The sequence below is a fragment of the Priestia sp. KCTC 13724 genome (genome assembly GCF_056820425.1).
Genome location: NZ_JBXDLD010000061.1, coordinates 24,728 through 41,351, shown reverse-complemented (window position 1 = coordinate 41,351; position 16,624 = coordinate 24,728). Strand labels below are relative to the sequence as shown.

Genomic DNA, 16,624 nt, shown 5'->3' with positions numbered 1-16,624 from the left:
TGTGTCTGTTTTTGTTTTGCATAAAATAAAAACACAAACAAGGAGGAGTCATCATGGCTCGTTATACAGGTCCAAGTTGGAAAATTTCTCGTCGTTTAGGTCTTTCTCTAAGCGGTACAGGTAAAGAATTAGAAAAACGCCCTTACGCTCCAGGTCCACATGGCCCAGGACAACGCAAGAAAATTTCTGAGTACGGTTTACAATTACAAGAAAAGCAAAAATTACGTCACATGTATGGCGTAAACGAGCGTCAATTCCGTAACTTATTCGTTGCTGCTGGTAAATTAACTGGTAAGCACGGTGAGAACTTCATGATTCTTTTAGAAGCTCGTCTTGATAACTTAGTATACCGTATGGGTCTTGCACGCACTCGTCGTCAAGCTCGTCAATTAGTTAACCACGGTCACATCTTAGTTGATGGTAAACGCGTTGACATTCCCTCTTACCGTGTACAACCTGGTCAAGTGATTGGTGTTCGCGAAAAATCTCGCAACCTTTCAATTATTAAAGAATCTGTAGAAGCTACAAACTTCGTACCAGACTACTTAACTGTAGATGCAGAAAAATTAGAAGGTACTTTCACTCGCTTACCTGAGCGTACTGAATTATCTCCTGAAATCAACGAAGCACTAATCGTAGAGTTCTACTCTCGTTAATAGTAAAAAAAGATTCCCTCTATTGGGAATCTTTTTTTGTTTACTCATGAAAAAAGACGCTCAAACTTGAGCGTCTTTTCATTAATATTGAATTAACGTATATTTTTTCTTACCGCGTCGAATAACTGTGAACTGCCCTTCAATACGGTCTGCTTCCGTCATTACTTTTTGAAGATCTTGAATACGTTCTCCATTAATATAAATTGCCCCGTTTGTTACATCTTCACGTGCTTGACGTTTAGACGGAGAAATTTTACTTTCAACAAGTAAATCGATAAGTCCTACTTCTTCACCACTATGATTGTAAGAAGGTACATCTTTAAATCCTTCTTTAATTTCTCCTGCAGTTAACTCAGCAATGTTACCGTTAAATAACGCTTGTGAAATACGAATTGCTTGCTCTAGAGCTGCCTTCCCATGAACAAGTTCTGTCATTTCACCCGCTAACGCTTTTTGAGCTTCACGTTTTTCAGGCGCTTCATTGGCAGATGCTTCAAGCGCTGTAATCTCTTCATGAGATAAGAACGTAAAATATTTTAAGTATTTTACAACATCGCGGTCATCTGTGTTGATCCAGAACTGATAGAACTCATAAGGGCTTGTCTTTTCAGCATCTAACCAAACTGCTCCACCTTCTGTTTTACCGAACTTTGTACCGTCAGCTTTTGTTACAAGCGGAACTGTTAAACCAAATGCCTTTGCATCTTCTTCAGATTTACGAATTAGTTCAAGGCCAGCTGTAATGTTCCCCCACTGGTCGCTTCCCCCAATTTGCAGCTTACAGTTATACGTTTTGTATAAGTTTAAGAAGTCATAAGACTGTAAAATCATGTAGCTAAATTCTGTGAAAGAAATTCCTGACTCAATGCGTGATTGAACAGAATCTTTTGCCATCATATAATTAATACCAAAGTTTTTGCCGATATCACGTAAGAATGTAATCACATCTAGAGATCCAATCCAGTCATAGTTATTTGCAATAACCGCTTGATTATCCCCGTTTTCAAAATCTAAGAAGCGAGATAGCTGACCTTTAATACGATCACTAAACATCGCTACCGTTTCTTTTTCATTTAACGTACGTTCTGCTTTTTTCCCACTTGGATCTCCAATAAGACCTGTACCTCCACCAACTAGTGCAATTGGTTGATGACCAGCTTGCTGGAAGCGACGTAAAATTAACACGGGTAATAAATGACCAATGTGTAAGCTATCAGCCGTTGGGTCGAATCCACAGTATAAGCGAACTGATTCAGAATTTAATAACTCACTTAATCCTTTTTCATCCGTTTGTTGATTAATAAGACCACGGAATTCAAGATCTTGTAAAATGTTCATCTAAGTTTCTCTCCTTTAATATATCTTTCAAAACAACACAAAAACGCCCCTTCTATAAAAGAAGGGACGAAAATATCGCGGTACCACCCTATTTGAAAATAACAACGGTTATTTTCCACTTAAACGATGTAACGGTCTTCCCGTCTTTTGCTACTAACACGTTCACAAAAGATGCTCAAGGATGTACTTCATATCTGTCTATGGCTGATTTACACCGACCACCAGCTCTCTTTAACAGGGAGACAGCTACTACTTTTTCCTATCTCTGCATTTTATATTAAAAAAATCTATACAGCATTATTATGAATGATTTCATTTTAAAATTCAAGTAGCAATCTATGTGATAAAAACTAAAAGAGAGTGAGACATAACAAAACAAATTTCCAAAAAGACGAACACTCCCTTTTCTCACCTCTTTACGTTGTCAGAACACGTTCGTTCCATTGCACTACGGCCGCTCGCTTTTCGCGTGGAGGAACCTGAGCTTCCTCGTTGCGCTGCATGATCTCAGGTTTCCCTCTCTTTCCCGCAGGAGTCGAGTGTCCTACACTCCGTTCCACCCTGTTTCCAACATTGTTTTCACAATCAACAAAAAACCTGAACAATTAAAAGTGAGGAACTCTCAACCGTTCAGGTTTATCATTGGCTGAATTACTTAGGTCCCAGCCTCTTTTTTCGATTAATCTTCCATAGTTGATAAATCACCTGTTGGAAGATCTAACTCCCATGCTTTTAAAACACGTCGCATAATCTTACCGCTTCTTGTTTTTGGAAGCTTGTCTCTAAATTCAATTTCACGCGGTGCTGCATGAGCAGCCAACCCTTTTTTCACGAACTGACGTATTTCCTCAATCAGCTCATCTGAAGGCTCGTGCCCATCTCTCAATGCGATAAATGCTTTGATAATCTCACCACGAACCGGATCTGGTTTTCCGATAACGCCCGCTTCAGCAATTGCTGGATGTTCCACAAGCTTACTTTCGACTTCAAACGGTCCTACTCGCTCACCAGCCGTCATAATAACATCATCAATTCGCCCTTGGAACCAGAAATAACCGTCTTCATCCATATAAGCTGAATCTCCTGATACATACCAATCACCTGGCATAAAATAAGATTCATATTTTGCTTGGTTATTCCAAATTGTATGCATCATAGAAGGCCAACCTTTTTTAATCGCTAAATTCCCCATTCGATACGGTGGAAGTTCTTGGCCCTGATCATCCACAATAGCTGCTGTTACGCCTGGAATCGGCTTGCCCATTGATCCTGGCTTAATCTTCATGCACGGGTAGTTACAAATCGTTTGAGCACCTGTTTCTGTCATCCACCACGTATCATGAATACGCTTTTGAAACACCTTCATTCCCCATCGCACAACTTCAGGATTTAGCGGTTCACCTACACTTAAAACATGACGAAGCTGAGATAGATTATAGCGTTTTACAAGTTCATCTCCTGCTCCCATTAGCATACGAAAAGCAGTAGGCGCACTATACCATACGGTAATACCGTATTCTTCAAGAGCCTGATACCATGAGTCTGGACTAAAGCGCCCACCAATAATGACATTTGTTGAACCAGTTAGCCACGGGCCAAAAATACCGTAAGATGTGCCTGTAACCCAACCGGGATCAGCCGTACACCAATAAACATCTTCATCTTTTAAGTCCAACACCCATTTAGCAGTTTGATAGTGTTGTAGCATCGCATTATGAACATGTAAAACACCTTTTGGCTTACCAGTTGAACCTGATGTGTAGTGCAACAGCATACCATCAGTTCGATCAACCCATTCAATTTCAACTTCTTTACTTGCTTGTGCAATACGCTGATTAAAATCTAAAAATGGTCCATGCTCTTCTACTTCTTCACCTACAAGAAGAACATGCTTTAAAGCGGGTAGTTCCTGAACGGGTACACGTTGGAGTAATTCTGGAGTTGTAATTAATACTTTCGCTTCACTATCTTCAAGTCGATCTTTTACAGCACCTTCCATAAATGCTTCAAACAATGGACCAACAATAGCACCTAGTTTAATAGCACCTAAAAGAGCAAAATACAATTCCGGGGATCTCGGCATAAAAATAAAAACGCGATCTCCTTTTTCAACATCTGCCTGCTTTAAAACGTTCGCTGCTTTATTCGACCAATCTTTCATTTCACGATACGTATACTTTTCATTACGATTCGCATCCCTGTAATAAAGCGCTACTTTGTTTTTACGCGTAGAGTTTGCGTGCCTATCGATTGCTTCATAGGCAGCATTTAGTTTACCTGTTTCATGCCAAGAAAATTCTTTTTCCACCTGCGACCAATCAAATTCTGTATACATTTGATCATAGTCCTGTAAATTATACTCACCGTTAATTACAGGAAGCGCTTCCACTTTCATCACAAACTCCCCCTTATGTAAATATTCTCATTCCTATTATATAACAGAGCTTTAATTTTCTCAATTTTAAAAATATTTATTGGGATGATGCTCTGTTCTCGATAGAATAATTCGACTAATTTTACCAATTTCCTTTTTTCTCGATAAATTTATTGAAAACGCTTCATTTATCTCGATTTTATGTATAATACAGATAAGACCGAATAAAGGTGGTGACCTTGTTGAATCACATCAAAACATACAATATGAAAGAAGTTAAAACTCCTGTTGGGACGTTAGTTATTGAAGGTCCCGTTTCCTCTACAACATTAGCACAGCTAGATTTCCATCAAGAATTAACAGCTTTTAGACCCGCTGAACAGCAAAAGCAAGCTCTAGTTGAAATTGCCGACTTGCCCGAAGGTAGAATTATTGTTGCACGCATCAACCATACGGTTGTTGGCTATGTCACCTTCTTATATCCAGACCCCTTAGAAAGGTGGTCTGAAGGGAAAATGGATAATTTAATTGAACTGGGTGCCATTGAAGTAGCAGCTCCATTTAGAAGCTACTCGATTGGCAAAAGCTTATTAAAAGTTTCAATGATGGATGATGCCATGGAAGATTATATTATTATTACAACAGAATATTATTGGCATTGGGATTTAAAAGGAACAGGCTTAAACGTGTGGGAATATCGTAAAATTATGGAAAAAATGATGAACACGGGTGGATTAACCTGGTATGCAACAGATGACCCGGAAATCAGCTCACATCCAGCCAACTGTTTAATGGCTCGAATAGGAAAAAGAGTCAATTTAGATAGCGTTCAATCATTTGATCATCTGCGTTTTCAAAATCGCTTTATGTATTGATAAGGAGGCGTTTTATATGCTTGTTGAAGAGATTATGATTCAAGATGTTATTACTCTAGCACCGACTGATACCATTGCTGAAGCACTTCATTTGCTAGATACATATAAAATTCGTCATATTCCAATTGTGAATCATGCACATCATATTGTTGGTATCATCTCTGATCGTGATATACGAGATGCTAGTCCATCAATTTTAAATCCATCTTCACAGTCCACTGAATTATCAGAACCTATTCATCGCATCATGCAAAAGAATGTTATTACTGCACACCCTCTTGATTTTGTAGAAGATGTCGCAAACGTCTTCTATGAAAACCAAATTGGATGCATACCTGTTACACAAGAGAACCGTCTAATCGGTGTCGTTACCGAACGAGACTTATTGCGTAGCTTTATTCAGCTAACTGGGTCACATAAGCCTGGGTCACATATTGAAGTGAAAGTTAAAAACCAAGCTGGTGTTTTAAGTGATGTGACAGCTATTTTTGGTCAACACCGTACGAACATCTTGAGCGTCCTAGTATATCCTCATAAAGATGATCGATATAAAGTACTCGTTTTTAGAGTTCAAACATTTAACCCGCTTAGCATTATTAATGATTTACGTGATCACGGCTACGAAGTTATTTGGCCAAAACCACTGGAGAGTACGTTATGAAAAAACAAGATGCCGTCTTTATTTACTCTGAAGATTTATTAACCTATAAATTTAACCACCATCACCCTTTTAACCAGCTCCGAGTAAAGCTAACTTATGAACTATTGCTGGAATCTGGAATGCTAACAGATAAACAAATTGTCTTACCCAGAATGGCTACTGACGAAGAACTAGCGCTTGTTCATGACCCTGCTTATATACAAGCTGTTAAAGATGCTGGATTAGGAAGTTTATCGACAACAAAAGGTGAAAGCTATGGACTGGGAACGGAAGATACGCCTATTTTTCATAACATGCACGAAGCTAGTGCATTTCTCGTTGGTGGTACACTTACTGCCGTAGATCAAGTAATGACAGGAAAAGCTAACCATGCACTAAATCTTGGTGGTGGACTTCACCATGGCTTTCGAGGAAAAGCATCCGGCTTTTGCATCTATAATGATAGTGCGGTAGCTATTCGCTATATGCAAGAAAAATACAGTGCCCGCATTTTATATGTCGATACAGATGCTCATCACGGTGATGGCGTGCAGTGGACTTTTTACGACGATCCTTCTGTATGTACTTTATCTATTCACGAAACGGGTAGATACCTATTCCCTGGAACTGGCGATGTAAACGAGCGCGGACATAATAAAGGATACGGATATTCATTTAATATACCAGTTGATGCCTATACAGAAGACGATTCATGGTTACACGCCTATAAAACATCGCTTGAAGCGGTTGCTGCGTTCTTTAAACCTGACGTTATCTTAACTCAAAACGGTGCTGATTCTCATTACTATGATCCTCTTACTCACCTCTGCGGCACGACTAAAATGTATCGAGAAATCCCAAAAGTTGCGCATGAAATCGCTCATAAATACTGCAATGGAAAGTGGATTGGAGTAGGTGGTGGAGGGTATGATATTTGGCGGGTGGTTCCACGTGCTTGGTCCTTTATTTGGCTGGCGATGTTAGAAAAGCAATCGATTACAGGAAACTTACCGACCACTTGGGTTCAAAAGTGGGAAAGAGAAGCGCCCATCCCAATTTGTACAAAATGGGATGATGAAGATGGAATTTATGATCCTATTCCAAGAAGGCAAGAAATTGAAGAAAAGAATGCTCAGACTGTCTCTCGAGCGCTCTTTCCTATTCGCTCGCATCAGAAAGAAGCTTCGTCTCACTAAAAAGCATGGCCTCTTCTCATATCATAAGAAGAGGCCATGCTCTGAATAACTACTCATTGGTCGGGTCAGAAATAATAATCTCAACGCGTCGATTCTTTTGCATATTGGCTTCTGACGTATTTTCAACAACAGGATTTGCTTCCCCGTAGCCGATAGCGATAAATTGCTCAGACTTTAAATCATAATGAGCTATAAAATAACGAATGACGCTGCTCGCTCTTGCAGTAGATAACTCCCAGTTCGATGGATAACGGTACGTTTTAATCGGTCGATTATCGGTATAGCCTTCAATTTTTATCTGATTAGGTATCGTCGTAAAAAGTGCGCCCAACTTATTTAGGAACGGGTAGCCTTTTTTTAAAATCTCCGCTTCTCCTGTCTCAAATAATACCTGTTCTTGTAATACCAAAACGACTCCTCGCTCATCACGATTCGCAGTTATCACTTCCTGAAGGTTATTTTCCTCAAGATATTGTTGTACCTGTAAAAGAATACGATTAAGCTCTGCTGACTTGTTACTAAGGACTTTTTTATTATTTCCCTCTTGCGACTGTGAAGATGATTCAAGTTCAATAATAGAAGCATCTGCTCCGTTAGACTCTGATAATCCTAAAGAATTTACTAATTGCTTAAACTTAATATTATCGATATTAGACATAGAGAAAAGTAAAATAAAAAACACTAATATTAACGTAACAAGGTCTGCAAACGTCACCATCCATTTGTTCGACTGTGAAGAGTGCTGAACTTTTTTTCTACGCTTCACGGACGCTAGCCCTCTCATTAAGCTGAGATTGTCTTGCTTTTTTAGCGGGTATAAATGCTTTTAGCTTTTCTTGCAATAATCTCGGGTTTTGACCGCTTTGCAAACCGACAACTGCTTCAATTACTACTTCTTTCATAAATACTTCCTGCTCTGTTTTCACTGCTAGCTTGGCTGCAATTGGTTGAAATAATAAATTTGAAAGAAGAGAACCATATAATGTCGTCAAAAGTGCAATAGCCATATTCGGGCCAAGCGTAGAAGGGGTATTCAAGTTTCTTAACATTAAAACAAGTCCAATTAATGTTCCTACCATTCCCCAAGCCGGAGCATAATCGCCAGCTTTTTCAAACACGCTTCTTCCCTTAGAATGACGCTCTTCAATTCCAATAATTTCTGCTTCTAACATTTCTTTAATTACTTCAGGCTCTACGCCGTCAATTGCTAATAGCAGCCCTTTCCGCACGAATGGATCATGAACCTTGTCCATTTCTGCTTCCAGTGCCAATAACCCTTCACGCCTTGCTAATTCTGATAGCTGTACAAATTTTTCTATTAGTTCATCAACATTTGATTCCTTTGATTGAAAAGCTTGTAAACCAACTCTCCACATATTACGAAGCTGCCTAATCGGAAAGCTGACGCATAGAGCTCCGAAAACTCCCCCCAAGACAATAAGCATGGACGGGAAATCAATAAAAATTAAAAAACCTTGTACTCCGCCGCTAGAAATAACGCCAAACGCAACCATAGAGATACCAATCAGTATCCCTATAGGCGTTAATAGATCAAATTTCTTCATACCCTCTCTCCCCACTAATGGCAACTTCAATGTGTTTCTGCATAACTAAGCACATTAGCTACTTATGGAAATTTCTATTTATTTCGTTGACTGTCTGTATTCAATACGGTGTGGAAGCTGAACAATGCTACTATCCACTGTTTCTTTATTCATATACTTCGTTAATAATCTCATAGCTACTGCACCAATATCATACATTGGTTGAACAACAGAAGTTAACTGCGGACGTACCATCGTAGCCAAACGCGTATTGTCAAATCCAATAACCTCAAGATCATTTGGCACGTTATATCCACGATCTTGTGCGCCATGAATAACACCTAGAGCCATCTCATCAGTAGCTACAAAGATAGCCGTTGGTTTTTCATTTTCTTCAAATAGCTTTTCAACTGCTTCAATACCTGAATCGTATGTGTAATCGCCTTCCACGATATAAGAATCCAGAACGTCTATTTGATGATCTGTTAATGCTCTTTCATAACCTTTTAATTTTTGGGCATGATTAATAGGCTCTTCTAGAGTACCTGCTAAGAATGCAATTTTACTGTGACCATTGTCAATTAAAGACTTAACCGCATCATATGCTGCTTGTTCATAATCGATTGTGACAGATGGAATTTGGTTTGTAGATTCAATAGACGCTGCTAATACAATCGGAACTGGTGACTTCTTTAACTCTTCTACATGCTCTTCCGTTAAATTTCCACTCATGAAAATAATTCCGTCTACTTGTTTACCTAGCATTGTATTTAATAGATGAAGTTCTTTATCTTGGTTTTGATCGGAGTTACTTAGAATAATGTTGTATTTATACATTGTAGCGATATCTTCAATACCACGTGCAAGTTCTGCGTAAAAGATACTTGAAATATCTGGGATAATAACCCCTACTGTTGTTGTTTTTTTACTTGCTAACCCTCTTGCTACTGCGTTAGGACGATAGCCCAAACGCTCAATTGTTTCCAGTACTTTTTTTCTTGTCGAAGGCTTCACGTTAGGGTTTCCGTTCACAACGCGCGAAACCGTTGCCATTGATACACTCGCTTCTCTTGCTACATCATAAATTGTTACGTTCATAACGACACACTCCTTTTTTATTACTTGTTCACTTATTTTGCCCTTAAATGATAACTTGTAATTACGTATATAAACCCTTCTTGCATATAACGAAATAGTTGTAAGATTTTCATTCATGATTTTTATATACCAATTAAATACCCATTCTATATAACGTCTATTCATAAATCATCAAAAGTTCTTATGTATATACACGTACATACAGGGACTTGAATAAAAAAATAATTGACAGAATTATAGCGAATATCTGTAACTACTATACGACACTATGTGCTGAACCGCAACGCCTTTAGTGCCTTTTTTCGACAAATTTCACCAGATTTTCAAAAAATGATTCTGCCTTTTTATCATTTCCTATTTTTAGCAAACTTATTGTAAAGATGCAACATTATTGCTTTTTTTCTATCTATGACAGCACAGTTTTTCGTAAAAGAAGCCCGAAACATGAGTTTCAGGCTTCTCATTTATAAATTTCGGTTACAAAGTGGCTTTAACTTACTCATAAATTCATTAAATTGAGGGATATTCATCTGCTGCGCAGAATCTGATAGTGCAACAGCAGGGTCTGGATGAACTTCTGCCATTACTCCATCAGCTCCAATTGCGAGCGCTGCTTTGGCAGTTGGGAGCAGTAAATCTCTTCGACCTGTGGAATGCGTAACATCTACAAGAACTGGTAAATGAGTTTCTTTTTTCAAGATTGGAACAGCTGAAATATCTAATGTGTTGCGAGTTGCTCGCTCATATGTCCGAATCCCGCGTTCACATAAGATAATTTGACCATTTCCTTTTGACATAATGTATTCAGCAGCATTAATAAATTCATCGATTGTAGCAGCTAAACCCCTTTTTAGTAATACAGGCTTATTCACGCTTCCTGCTGCTTTTAGTAATTCAAAGTTTTGCATGTTTCGTGCGCCAATTTGAATAACGTCTACATAATCAAGTGCTGTTTCAATATCACCAGGGGTCACAATTTCACTAATAACGGCTAAATCGTACTCATCAGCAGCTTGCTTTAAAATCTTCAGACCTTCTAACCCCAACCCTTGAAAGTCATATGGTGATGTTCTAGGCTTATAAGCTCCACCTCGAAGAAGCTTAATTCCTTGCTGCTTAACTACTTTTGCCACCTCAGCAACTTGTTCATAGCTTTCCACTGCACAAGGGCCCGCAATAAACCGCTGACTACCATCGCCAATTGCTTCTCCTTTTACCATGACAATTGTATTATCTGGCTTTTTCTTTCTTGAGACAAGAAGCGCTTTTCTATGGTCATCTTCTTGAAGCTCAAGGTTCGCTTTAAAAATTTCTTTGAAAATATGCTGCAAGGTAGATGTTTCAAATGGCCCTTCATTTTTCTCAACGATTAAATCAAGCATTACCCTTTCACGAACGGGATCAAAACGATTCGTTCCTTGTACCCCTTTTAGCTTACCAACTTCCTGAACGAGCATTCCTCTTTCATTAATAACTTTTAGTAGCTGTAGGTTCAGTTCATCGATTTGAGAACGTAGTTGCTGTAAATCTTGTTTCGCCATTTGTTTCCACCCTTCCACCTTTACGGTAATCAATATTCACTTGTTTATCTCTCTGCCAGAAATAGCAAAGACACAGAAGTCCTTTGAAGAATCTGTTGATCTAGGAGGATATAGATAGAGGAGAAAGACTAAGTTACTATTCATTTTATACGAAAATAAGCTGAAGCACAATAAACGAAAGCTTGCGCAAATAATCATCACGCAAGCTTTTTCCACTTCTTTTATTTACTTACTCTTTTACTTAGTTCTTCTTCAGTAATCTTCCAATGTGAAATGTCCCACTTCACTTTACCATCTTCAAAGAAAAGTGCTTGTGGTGATTCATGTTTAACACCATATGTCTCAGCAATATAGTTTGATAGCGGGCGTGCTTCTTGCACGTGTAAATAGTATGCTTTCACTGAGTTTTGATTGTTTACATAATTTGAGAATGCTTCATGACCGGCGCCACTAATCGGACAAGTTGTACTATGCTTTAAAAATAGAAATGATTCATTTTCATTGACTACTTCATTAAACTCTTCTACGCTTATAATTTTCTTCATTTCCATCATCCTTTTAAGTTTTTTTCTTTATTTTACCTTCTCAATTACTCATTCACAATAAATTGACACATTGGATAGTCACAAAAAAAAGCGTTCAATGAGATGAACGCTTACTAGCACATTTAAGGACGGTTGATATTGCTTTCGACTTCATCTAACGCTTCTTGGGCTTCCGTTAGTTTTTGCTGAAAGTCTTCATTACTTTGAGACTCTACTTCATCAGCGAGTACCTCAAGGCTTGTTGGGGGTAAATTATCTTCATGCTGATCAGCTTTTCTGAAGTTTTTCACTTTATCTACGACTTGTGATGATTGCTCTGAAATAGTTTGGGACAAGTCCGCTGTTTTTACTTTAGCAGTTTGAGCGAATTCTTGTCCTTTTTCAACAGCATTATTTTTTACTTGCTCTGTTTTTAAACGAACATAAGCCGCTTGTTCATTTAAATCCGCTCTTAGTTCTTTACCTGCTTTCGGAGCTAACAATAAAGCAGTCGCTGCTCCTACTACTCCTCCAATAATCGTTCCTAATAAAAAGTCTTTATTTGTTGATTGATTATTTGCCATTGCTTTCTCCTCCAGTATACTTTTAAGAATAAGATCTTGAGCGCTTTTGTGATGGTTTAGCTAACTCAGTAGCAGTCGAGTCAACAGTAGATTGTTGAACAGGCTTTCTTCTTGCTTTCAGTCGTTCCCATACATCCATTGCTACATTGCTCCATTGAACAACTTGCGCAACGGTCTCTTTATTTTCTTCCACCTTTTGCGAGACGCTAGTAGAGACGTTCTTTAAAGATTTGTTTAAATCATGAATTGAGTCCCCAACACCTTTTACCGAGTCAACTACGGTATTTAAAGCTTCTGATTTCCGTTGGATATCTTCTGCTAATAAATTAGTTTTATGTAAGAGTGCGGTTGTTTCCGTTGTAATACCTGTCATTTGTTTTTCCAGACCATCGAGCGTTCCTGCCACAGAAGTAAGCGTTTGTTGTACAGAACGAAGCGTCTTTGATACTGAAACAACAAGATAGAAAATCGCAATAGCGACTACTGCAGCGCTTAAATATAAAATAAGAATCATATCTAATCCCCTCCTCGTTCATATTGTTGATATAAATACATTCCCAATTTTAAGACAGTTTAAACATCCGATTAGAAATTGGAATTGTTTATCCTTATCATACACTATCTTCCTCATTTTCTTAAACTTTTATTATTTATCGCCTTATCTTTTGGAAAGTATAACTAAAATACCCTTTATTCATCAACAAAAAATAAATAATCGGTTACAATAAGGAAGTGGCATTTGTCGCTTATTTTAAAGGAGGGATACATATGAAAGATCCTAGAATTCAAACTTTAGCCCATAATTTAATTAATTACTCCGTTCGTCTTCAAAAAGGCGAAAAGGTTTTAATTGAAAACTTTGGCTTGCAGCGTGAACTTGTAACTGCACTGGTAGCAGAGGCATATGCTGCAGGTGGGTACCCATTTGTTTCATTAAAAGATTATACGGTAGACCGTGCTCTCCTTCAAGGTGCACAAGAAGAACAATATAGCATGATGGCTAACTTTGAAGCAAACGTGATGAAGGAAATGGACGCTTATATTGGATTACGTTCAGGTTCCAATATCTTTGAACAATCTGATGTGCCAGGAGATAAAATGCGTATTCATGGAAATACAATCGGTAAAAAGGTTCACCGTGATATTCGTGTACCAAAAACGAAATGGGTCGTCTTACGCTACCCAAATGATGCAATGGCTCAGCTAGCTAAAATGAGCACAGAAGCATTTGAAGACTTTTACTTTGATGTATGTAACTTAGATTACAGCAAAATGAGTAAAGCAATGGATTCACTTGTTGACCTAATGAATCGTACGGACAAGGTTCGTTTAACAGGAAAAGGGACTGATTTAACCTTCTCTATTAAAGATATTCCTGCCGTAAAATGTGCTGGTGAAATGAACATTCCAGATGGAGAAGTCTACACAGCTCCCGTCCGTGATTCAGTAAACGGAACAATTGCTTATAATACACCTTCACCATATCAAGGATTTACGTTTGAAAACGTAACGCTGACGTTTGAAAATGGAAAAATTGTTGAAGCAACAGCAAACGATACAGAGCGTATCAATGAGATTTTTAATACAGATGAGGGTGCTCGCTTTGTAGGAGAGTTTGCTATTGGTGTAAACCCATATATCCAACATCCTATGCAAGATATTTTATTTGATGAGAAAATTGATGGAAGCTTCCACTTTACACCGGGTGAATGTTATGAAGATGCGTACAACGGAAATAAGTCAAACATTCACTGGGATATGGTTATGATACAACGCCCTGAATACGGCGGTGGAGAAATTTACTTTGATGATGTGTTAATTCGTAAGGACGGTCTTTTTGTATTAGAAGAATTAAAAGGATTAAATCCAGAGAATTTAAAATAATCAAGTATTTAAGCAATCAAAAAAGCTCAGATTAGCTAATCTGAGCTTTTTTATTATGAAACTGTTTTTTGATATAGTTCTTCAAACTTTTGAATATCTCCAGCTCCCATAAATACAAGAACTGCTTCATTGTGACCTTTTAATGTTTCAATCGTTTGTTCATCAATAAGCTCTGCTCCATTAATTTTGCTACGCAAATCTTCAATTGAAAGCTTGCCTTGCTGTTCACGAGCTGAGCCAAAGATATCGCATAAATATACCTTATCTGCATGCTGTAAACTTGTAGCAAAATCCTCTAAAAACGTTTGTGTTCTTGTGAATGTATGAGGTTGGAATACAGCAACTACTTCTCGATTTGGATACTTCTGACGAGCTGCTGAAATTGTTGCGTTAATCTCAGTTGGATGGTGCGCGTAATCGTCAATTAATACTTGCTTTCCAACACTTTTTTCACTAAAGCGTCGCTTTACACCTTGGTATGTCTTAAACCGCTCTTGTAACACAGCTACCGGGATATCTTCATAATGACATAGTGCAATTACTGATAGAGCATTCAAAATATTATGGTCTCCGTATCCAGGAATTTCAAATGATGCAAAGAACGTATTGCGTACAAACACATCAAATGCTGTTCCAGCTGTACTTTTCACGATATTGCGAGCTTGAAAATCGTTTTCTTCACCTAATCCATAATATAAAACTGGTACTTTTGCTTGGATTTGCTGAAGATGCTCGTCATCGCCACAGGCAATAATACCTTTTTTCACCTGTAAGCCCATTTCTTGAAACGCACTGAATACATCTTCAATGTTCGCAAAATAATCTGGGTGATCAAAATCAATATTCGTCATGATTGCATAATCTGGCGTATATGATAAAAAGTGACGGCGGTATTCACAAGCTTCAAATGCAAAGTATTTGCTATCTTTTACACCTTTTCCTGTACCATCTCCAATTAAATATGAAGTTGGTTCAGCGCCTTGAATAACATGGGCTAGCATACCAGTGGTCGATGTTTTACCATGAGCACCTGTAACAGCGATACTTGTAAACTGTTTCATATAATCACCTAAAAAACGGTGATAACGTACAACAGGTAGATCGCGCTTCATCGCTTCTGCAATTTCCTCATGCGTATCAGGAAACGCATTTCCAGCAATTACAATCATACCTTCTTTAATGTTTTCTTTATTAAAAGGTAGAACAGGAATCCCCTGCTCTTCTAATGCTTTCTGTGTAAAGATTTCTTTTTCAATATCCGAACCTTGAACTTGAAAGCCCGTATCATTTAAGATTTGTGCCAACGCACTCATCCCTGTTCCTTTAATACCTACAAAATGGTAAACTGTCATATAAAGAACCTCCAACATTCGTCTATCTGTAAGACAGTATATGACGGTTATCAATAATTGCTCTTACAAACATGTCATTCTTCGCATTTGTTTGTGTAAAATGACAACAGCTGCATATTATATCACTTCTGCAAATTTCTCAACAGGCTTTGAGAGCCTTGACTTTTGGCTATTTTTGAAAGACTCGGACCTCAGTCAAATAGGCAACCGCATATCTTTTTAAAAATTGTCTCCAAGTGAGTTTTTCATTTTGATTCAGTGATTGATGTAGCTTCTCCATACTAGCTTCTGCTTGTATAAAGTAAGAGCCTACTAATACGTCATAACCGAGTGACTTTATTTTCCGAACCCATAATACTTTTTCAACATCTGTGTTCTTAAACCTTCCTTTTACATCTTTGATGATAACCTGCTTGTTTGTCAATGGACTATATCCTTTTACGTAAAAAGACTCACATACTTTTGATACAATAATCGGCTCTAATACACTTGTTAAAAACAAAGCACTTTGAATTAAAAATGTTTCATTTCGTGTAGCTGCTTTTTCACTTATAAACTGCTGCAACAATGTTCGGCCTTGAATTGTAACATAATCAAATGCAAACCAATGTTGAAATAAATACTCTTTGTCGCTTAGCTGCATTTGTTCCTGCGAAAGTCCTGTACGCTCACGAAAAAGGTGAGCCGCTCTCACTTTTTCTCGAATATTTGTATACCGCATCACAAACAAAACATATTCATCATAAAAGGATTGAATAGCATCATCCGTTTGGGATTGTTTTTCTTTCCGAATTTCAATTAAATCGATAATGTCTTGATGGTTATTCGCCATTGCCTCTCACACTCATTATCGAGGAGCCGTATCATATCGCTTGTGAGCTGACGTCCTCATTACTAGTTATGCTTTCCAAATCAAACTGGAAAAAACAATGAAATGTTACCCCTACATATACTAAATCATTTTTTGTAATCTGACAAACCTTTATCTCTGTTCTCGCACTTCCAAAATAACCTAATC

At 38.0% G+C, this 16,624-nt stretch carries 17 protein-coding genes and 1 other annotated feature; of the genes, 5 read left to right on the top strand and 12 right to left on the bottom strand.

The features are described 5' to 3' along the window. The first annotated feature begins 53 nt into the window (after positions 1 to 53). On the top strand, positions 54 to 656 hold the full coding sequence (rpsD, locus tag AC1UFB_RS09085) for a 30S ribosomal protein S4 (RefSeq protein ID WP_025909471.1): 603 nt from the start codon (positions 54 to 56) through the stop codon (positions 654 to 656). 81 nt (positions 657 to 737) lie between these two features. Here rpsD and tyrS read toward each other — a convergent pair whose 3' ends face one another. The 3 genes from tyrS to acsA form a co-directional block, all read right to left on the bottom strand. Next, positions 738 to 1,994, bottom strand: coding sequence for a tyrosine--tRNA ligase (gene tyrS, locus AC1UFB_RS09080; RefSeq protein ID WP_025909472.1), 1,257 nt, complete (start codon positions 1,992 to 1,994; stop codon positions 738 to 740). Positions 1,995 to 2,053: 59 nt separating this feature from the next. Beyond that, positions 2,054 to 2,269: a binding site (T-box leader), on the bottom strand. Between the two features lie 141 nt (positions 2,270 to 2,410). Next, on the bottom strand, positions 2,411 to 2,554 hold the full coding sequence (locus tag AC1UFB_RS09075) for a hypothetical protein (RefSeq protein ID WP_326046402.1): 144 nt from the start codon (positions 2,552 to 2,554) through the stop codon (positions 2,411 to 2,413). Between the two features lie 119 nt (positions 2,555 to 2,673). Continuing rightward, positions 2,674 to 4,389 carry an acetate--CoA ligase gene (gene acsA, locus AC1UFB_RS09070; protein WP_100346712.1) on the bottom strand — a complete coding sequence of 572 codons (1,716 nt, stop codon included), beginning with the start codon at positions 4,387 to 4,389 and terminating at the stop codon, positions 2,674 to 2,676. Positions 4,390 to 4,610: 221 nt separating this feature from the next. Here acsA and AC1UFB_RS09065 point away from each other — a divergent pair, with 221 nt between their 5' ends. The 3 genes from AC1UFB_RS09065 to AC1UFB_RS09055 are packed head-to-tail and all read left to right on the top strand — an operon-like array spanning position 4,611 to position 7,079. After that, positions 4,611 to 5,243 carry a GNAT family N-acetyltransferase gene (locus AC1UFB_RS09065; protein ID WP_025909474.1) on the top strand — a complete coding sequence of 211 codons (633 nt, stop codon included), beginning with the start codon at positions 4,611 to 4,613 and terminating at the stop codon, positions 5,241 to 5,243. Positions 5,244 to 5,259: 16 nt separating this feature from the next. Further along, complete coding sequence (locus AC1UFB_RS09060) at positions 5,260 to 5,904, top strand: acetoin utilization AcuB family protein (protein WP_078989185.1); 645 nt, start codon at positions 5,260 to 5,262, stop codon at positions 5,902 to 5,904. Continuing rightward, on the top strand, positions 5,901 to 7,079 hold the full coding sequence (locus AC1UFB_RS09055) for an acetoin utilization protein AcuC (protein ID WP_328100816.1): 1,179 nt from the start codon (positions 5,901 to 5,903) through the stop codon (positions 7,077 to 7,079). Before AC1UFB_RS09060 ends, AC1UFB_RS09055 begins: the two co-directional genes overlap by 4 nt. A 49-nt stretch (positions 7,080 to 7,128) precedes the next feature. Here the strand turns inward: AC1UFB_RS09055 and motS are convergent, their stop codons facing one another. The 7 genes from motS to AC1UFB_RS09020 all read right to left on the bottom strand — a co-directional run bounded on the left by motS (position 7,129) and on the right by AC1UFB_RS09020 (position 12,884). After that, a complete protein-coding gene (motS, locus tag AC1UFB_RS09050; protein ID WP_482589044.1) occupies positions 7,129 to 7,797 on the bottom strand; it encodes a flagellar motor protein MotS in 669 nt (222 codons plus the stop codon). 37 nt (positions 7,798 to 7,834) lie between these two features. After that, a complete protein-coding gene (motP, locus tag AC1UFB_RS09045) occupies positions 7,835 to 8,644 on the bottom strand; it encodes a flagellar motor protein MotP (protein ID WP_100346709.1) in 810 nt (269 codons plus the stop codon). Between the two features lie 78 nt (positions 8,645 to 8,722). After that, a complete protein-coding gene (gene ccpA, locus AC1UFB_RS09040; RefSeq protein WP_025909479.1) occupies positions 8,723 to 9,721 on the bottom strand; it encodes a catabolite control protein A in 999 nt (332 codons plus the stop codon). A gap of 464 nt (positions 9,722 to 10,185) precedes the next feature. Next, a complete protein-coding gene (locus AC1UFB_RS09035; protein ID WP_025909480.1) occupies positions 10,186 to 11,262 on the bottom strand; it encodes a bifunctional 3-deoxy-7-phosphoheptulonate synthase/chorismate mutase in 1,077 nt (358 codons plus the stop codon). A gap of 221 nt (positions 11,263 to 11,483) precedes the next feature. Next, positions 11,484 to 11,807 (bottom strand): bacillithiol system redox-active protein YtxJ, encoded by a 324-nt coding sequence (ytxJ, locus tag AC1UFB_RS09030; protein ID WP_025909481.1) that lies wholly within the window; start codon positions 11,805 to 11,807, stop codon positions 11,484 to 11,486. Positions 11,808 to 11,929: 122 nt separating this feature from the next. Beyond that, positions 11,930 to 12,370 carry a YtxH domain-containing protein gene (locus AC1UFB_RS09025; RefSeq protein WP_061785747.1) on the bottom strand — a complete coding sequence of 147 codons (441 nt, stop codon included), beginning with the start codon at positions 12,368 to 12,370 and terminating at the stop codon, positions 11,930 to 11,932. A gap of 22 nt (positions 12,371 to 12,392) precedes the next feature. Next, the gene (locus tag AC1UFB_RS09020) at positions 12,393 to 12,884 is read right to left on the bottom strand and encodes a DUF948 domain-containing protein (protein WP_025909483.1); all 492 of its coding nucleotides are present in this window, start codon (positions 12,882 to 12,884) and stop codon (positions 12,393 to 12,395) included. Positions 12,885 to 13,138: 254 nt separating this feature from the next. Here AC1UFB_RS09020 and AC1UFB_RS09015 point away from each other — a divergent pair, with 254 nt between their 5' ends. Then, positions 13,139 to 14,254, top strand: coding sequence for an aminopeptidase (locus AC1UFB_RS09015; RefSeq protein WP_100346707.1), 1,116 nt, complete (start codon positions 13,139 to 13,141; stop codon positions 14,252 to 14,254). Between the two features lie 53 nt (positions 14,255 to 14,307). Here the strand turns inward: AC1UFB_RS09015 and murC are convergent, their stop codons facing one another. Together murC and AC1UFB_RS09005 are read right to left on the bottom strand one after the other, a co-directional pair. After that, positions 14,308 to 15,606, bottom strand: a complete 1,299-nt coding sequence (murC, locus tag AC1UFB_RS09010) for a UDP-N-acetylmuramate--L-alanine ligase (RefSeq protein WP_025909485.1) — start codon at positions 15,604 to 15,606, stop codon at positions 14,308 to 14,310. 169 nt (positions 15,607 to 15,775) lie between these two features. Next, positions 15,776 to 16,438 carry a hypothetical protein gene (locus AC1UFB_RS09005; RefSeq protein ID WP_025909486.1) on the bottom strand — a complete coding sequence of 221 codons (663 nt, stop codon included), beginning with the start codon at positions 16,436 to 16,438 and terminating at the stop codon, positions 15,776 to 15,778. Between the last annotated feature and the right edge of the window lie 186 nt (positions 16,439 to 16,624).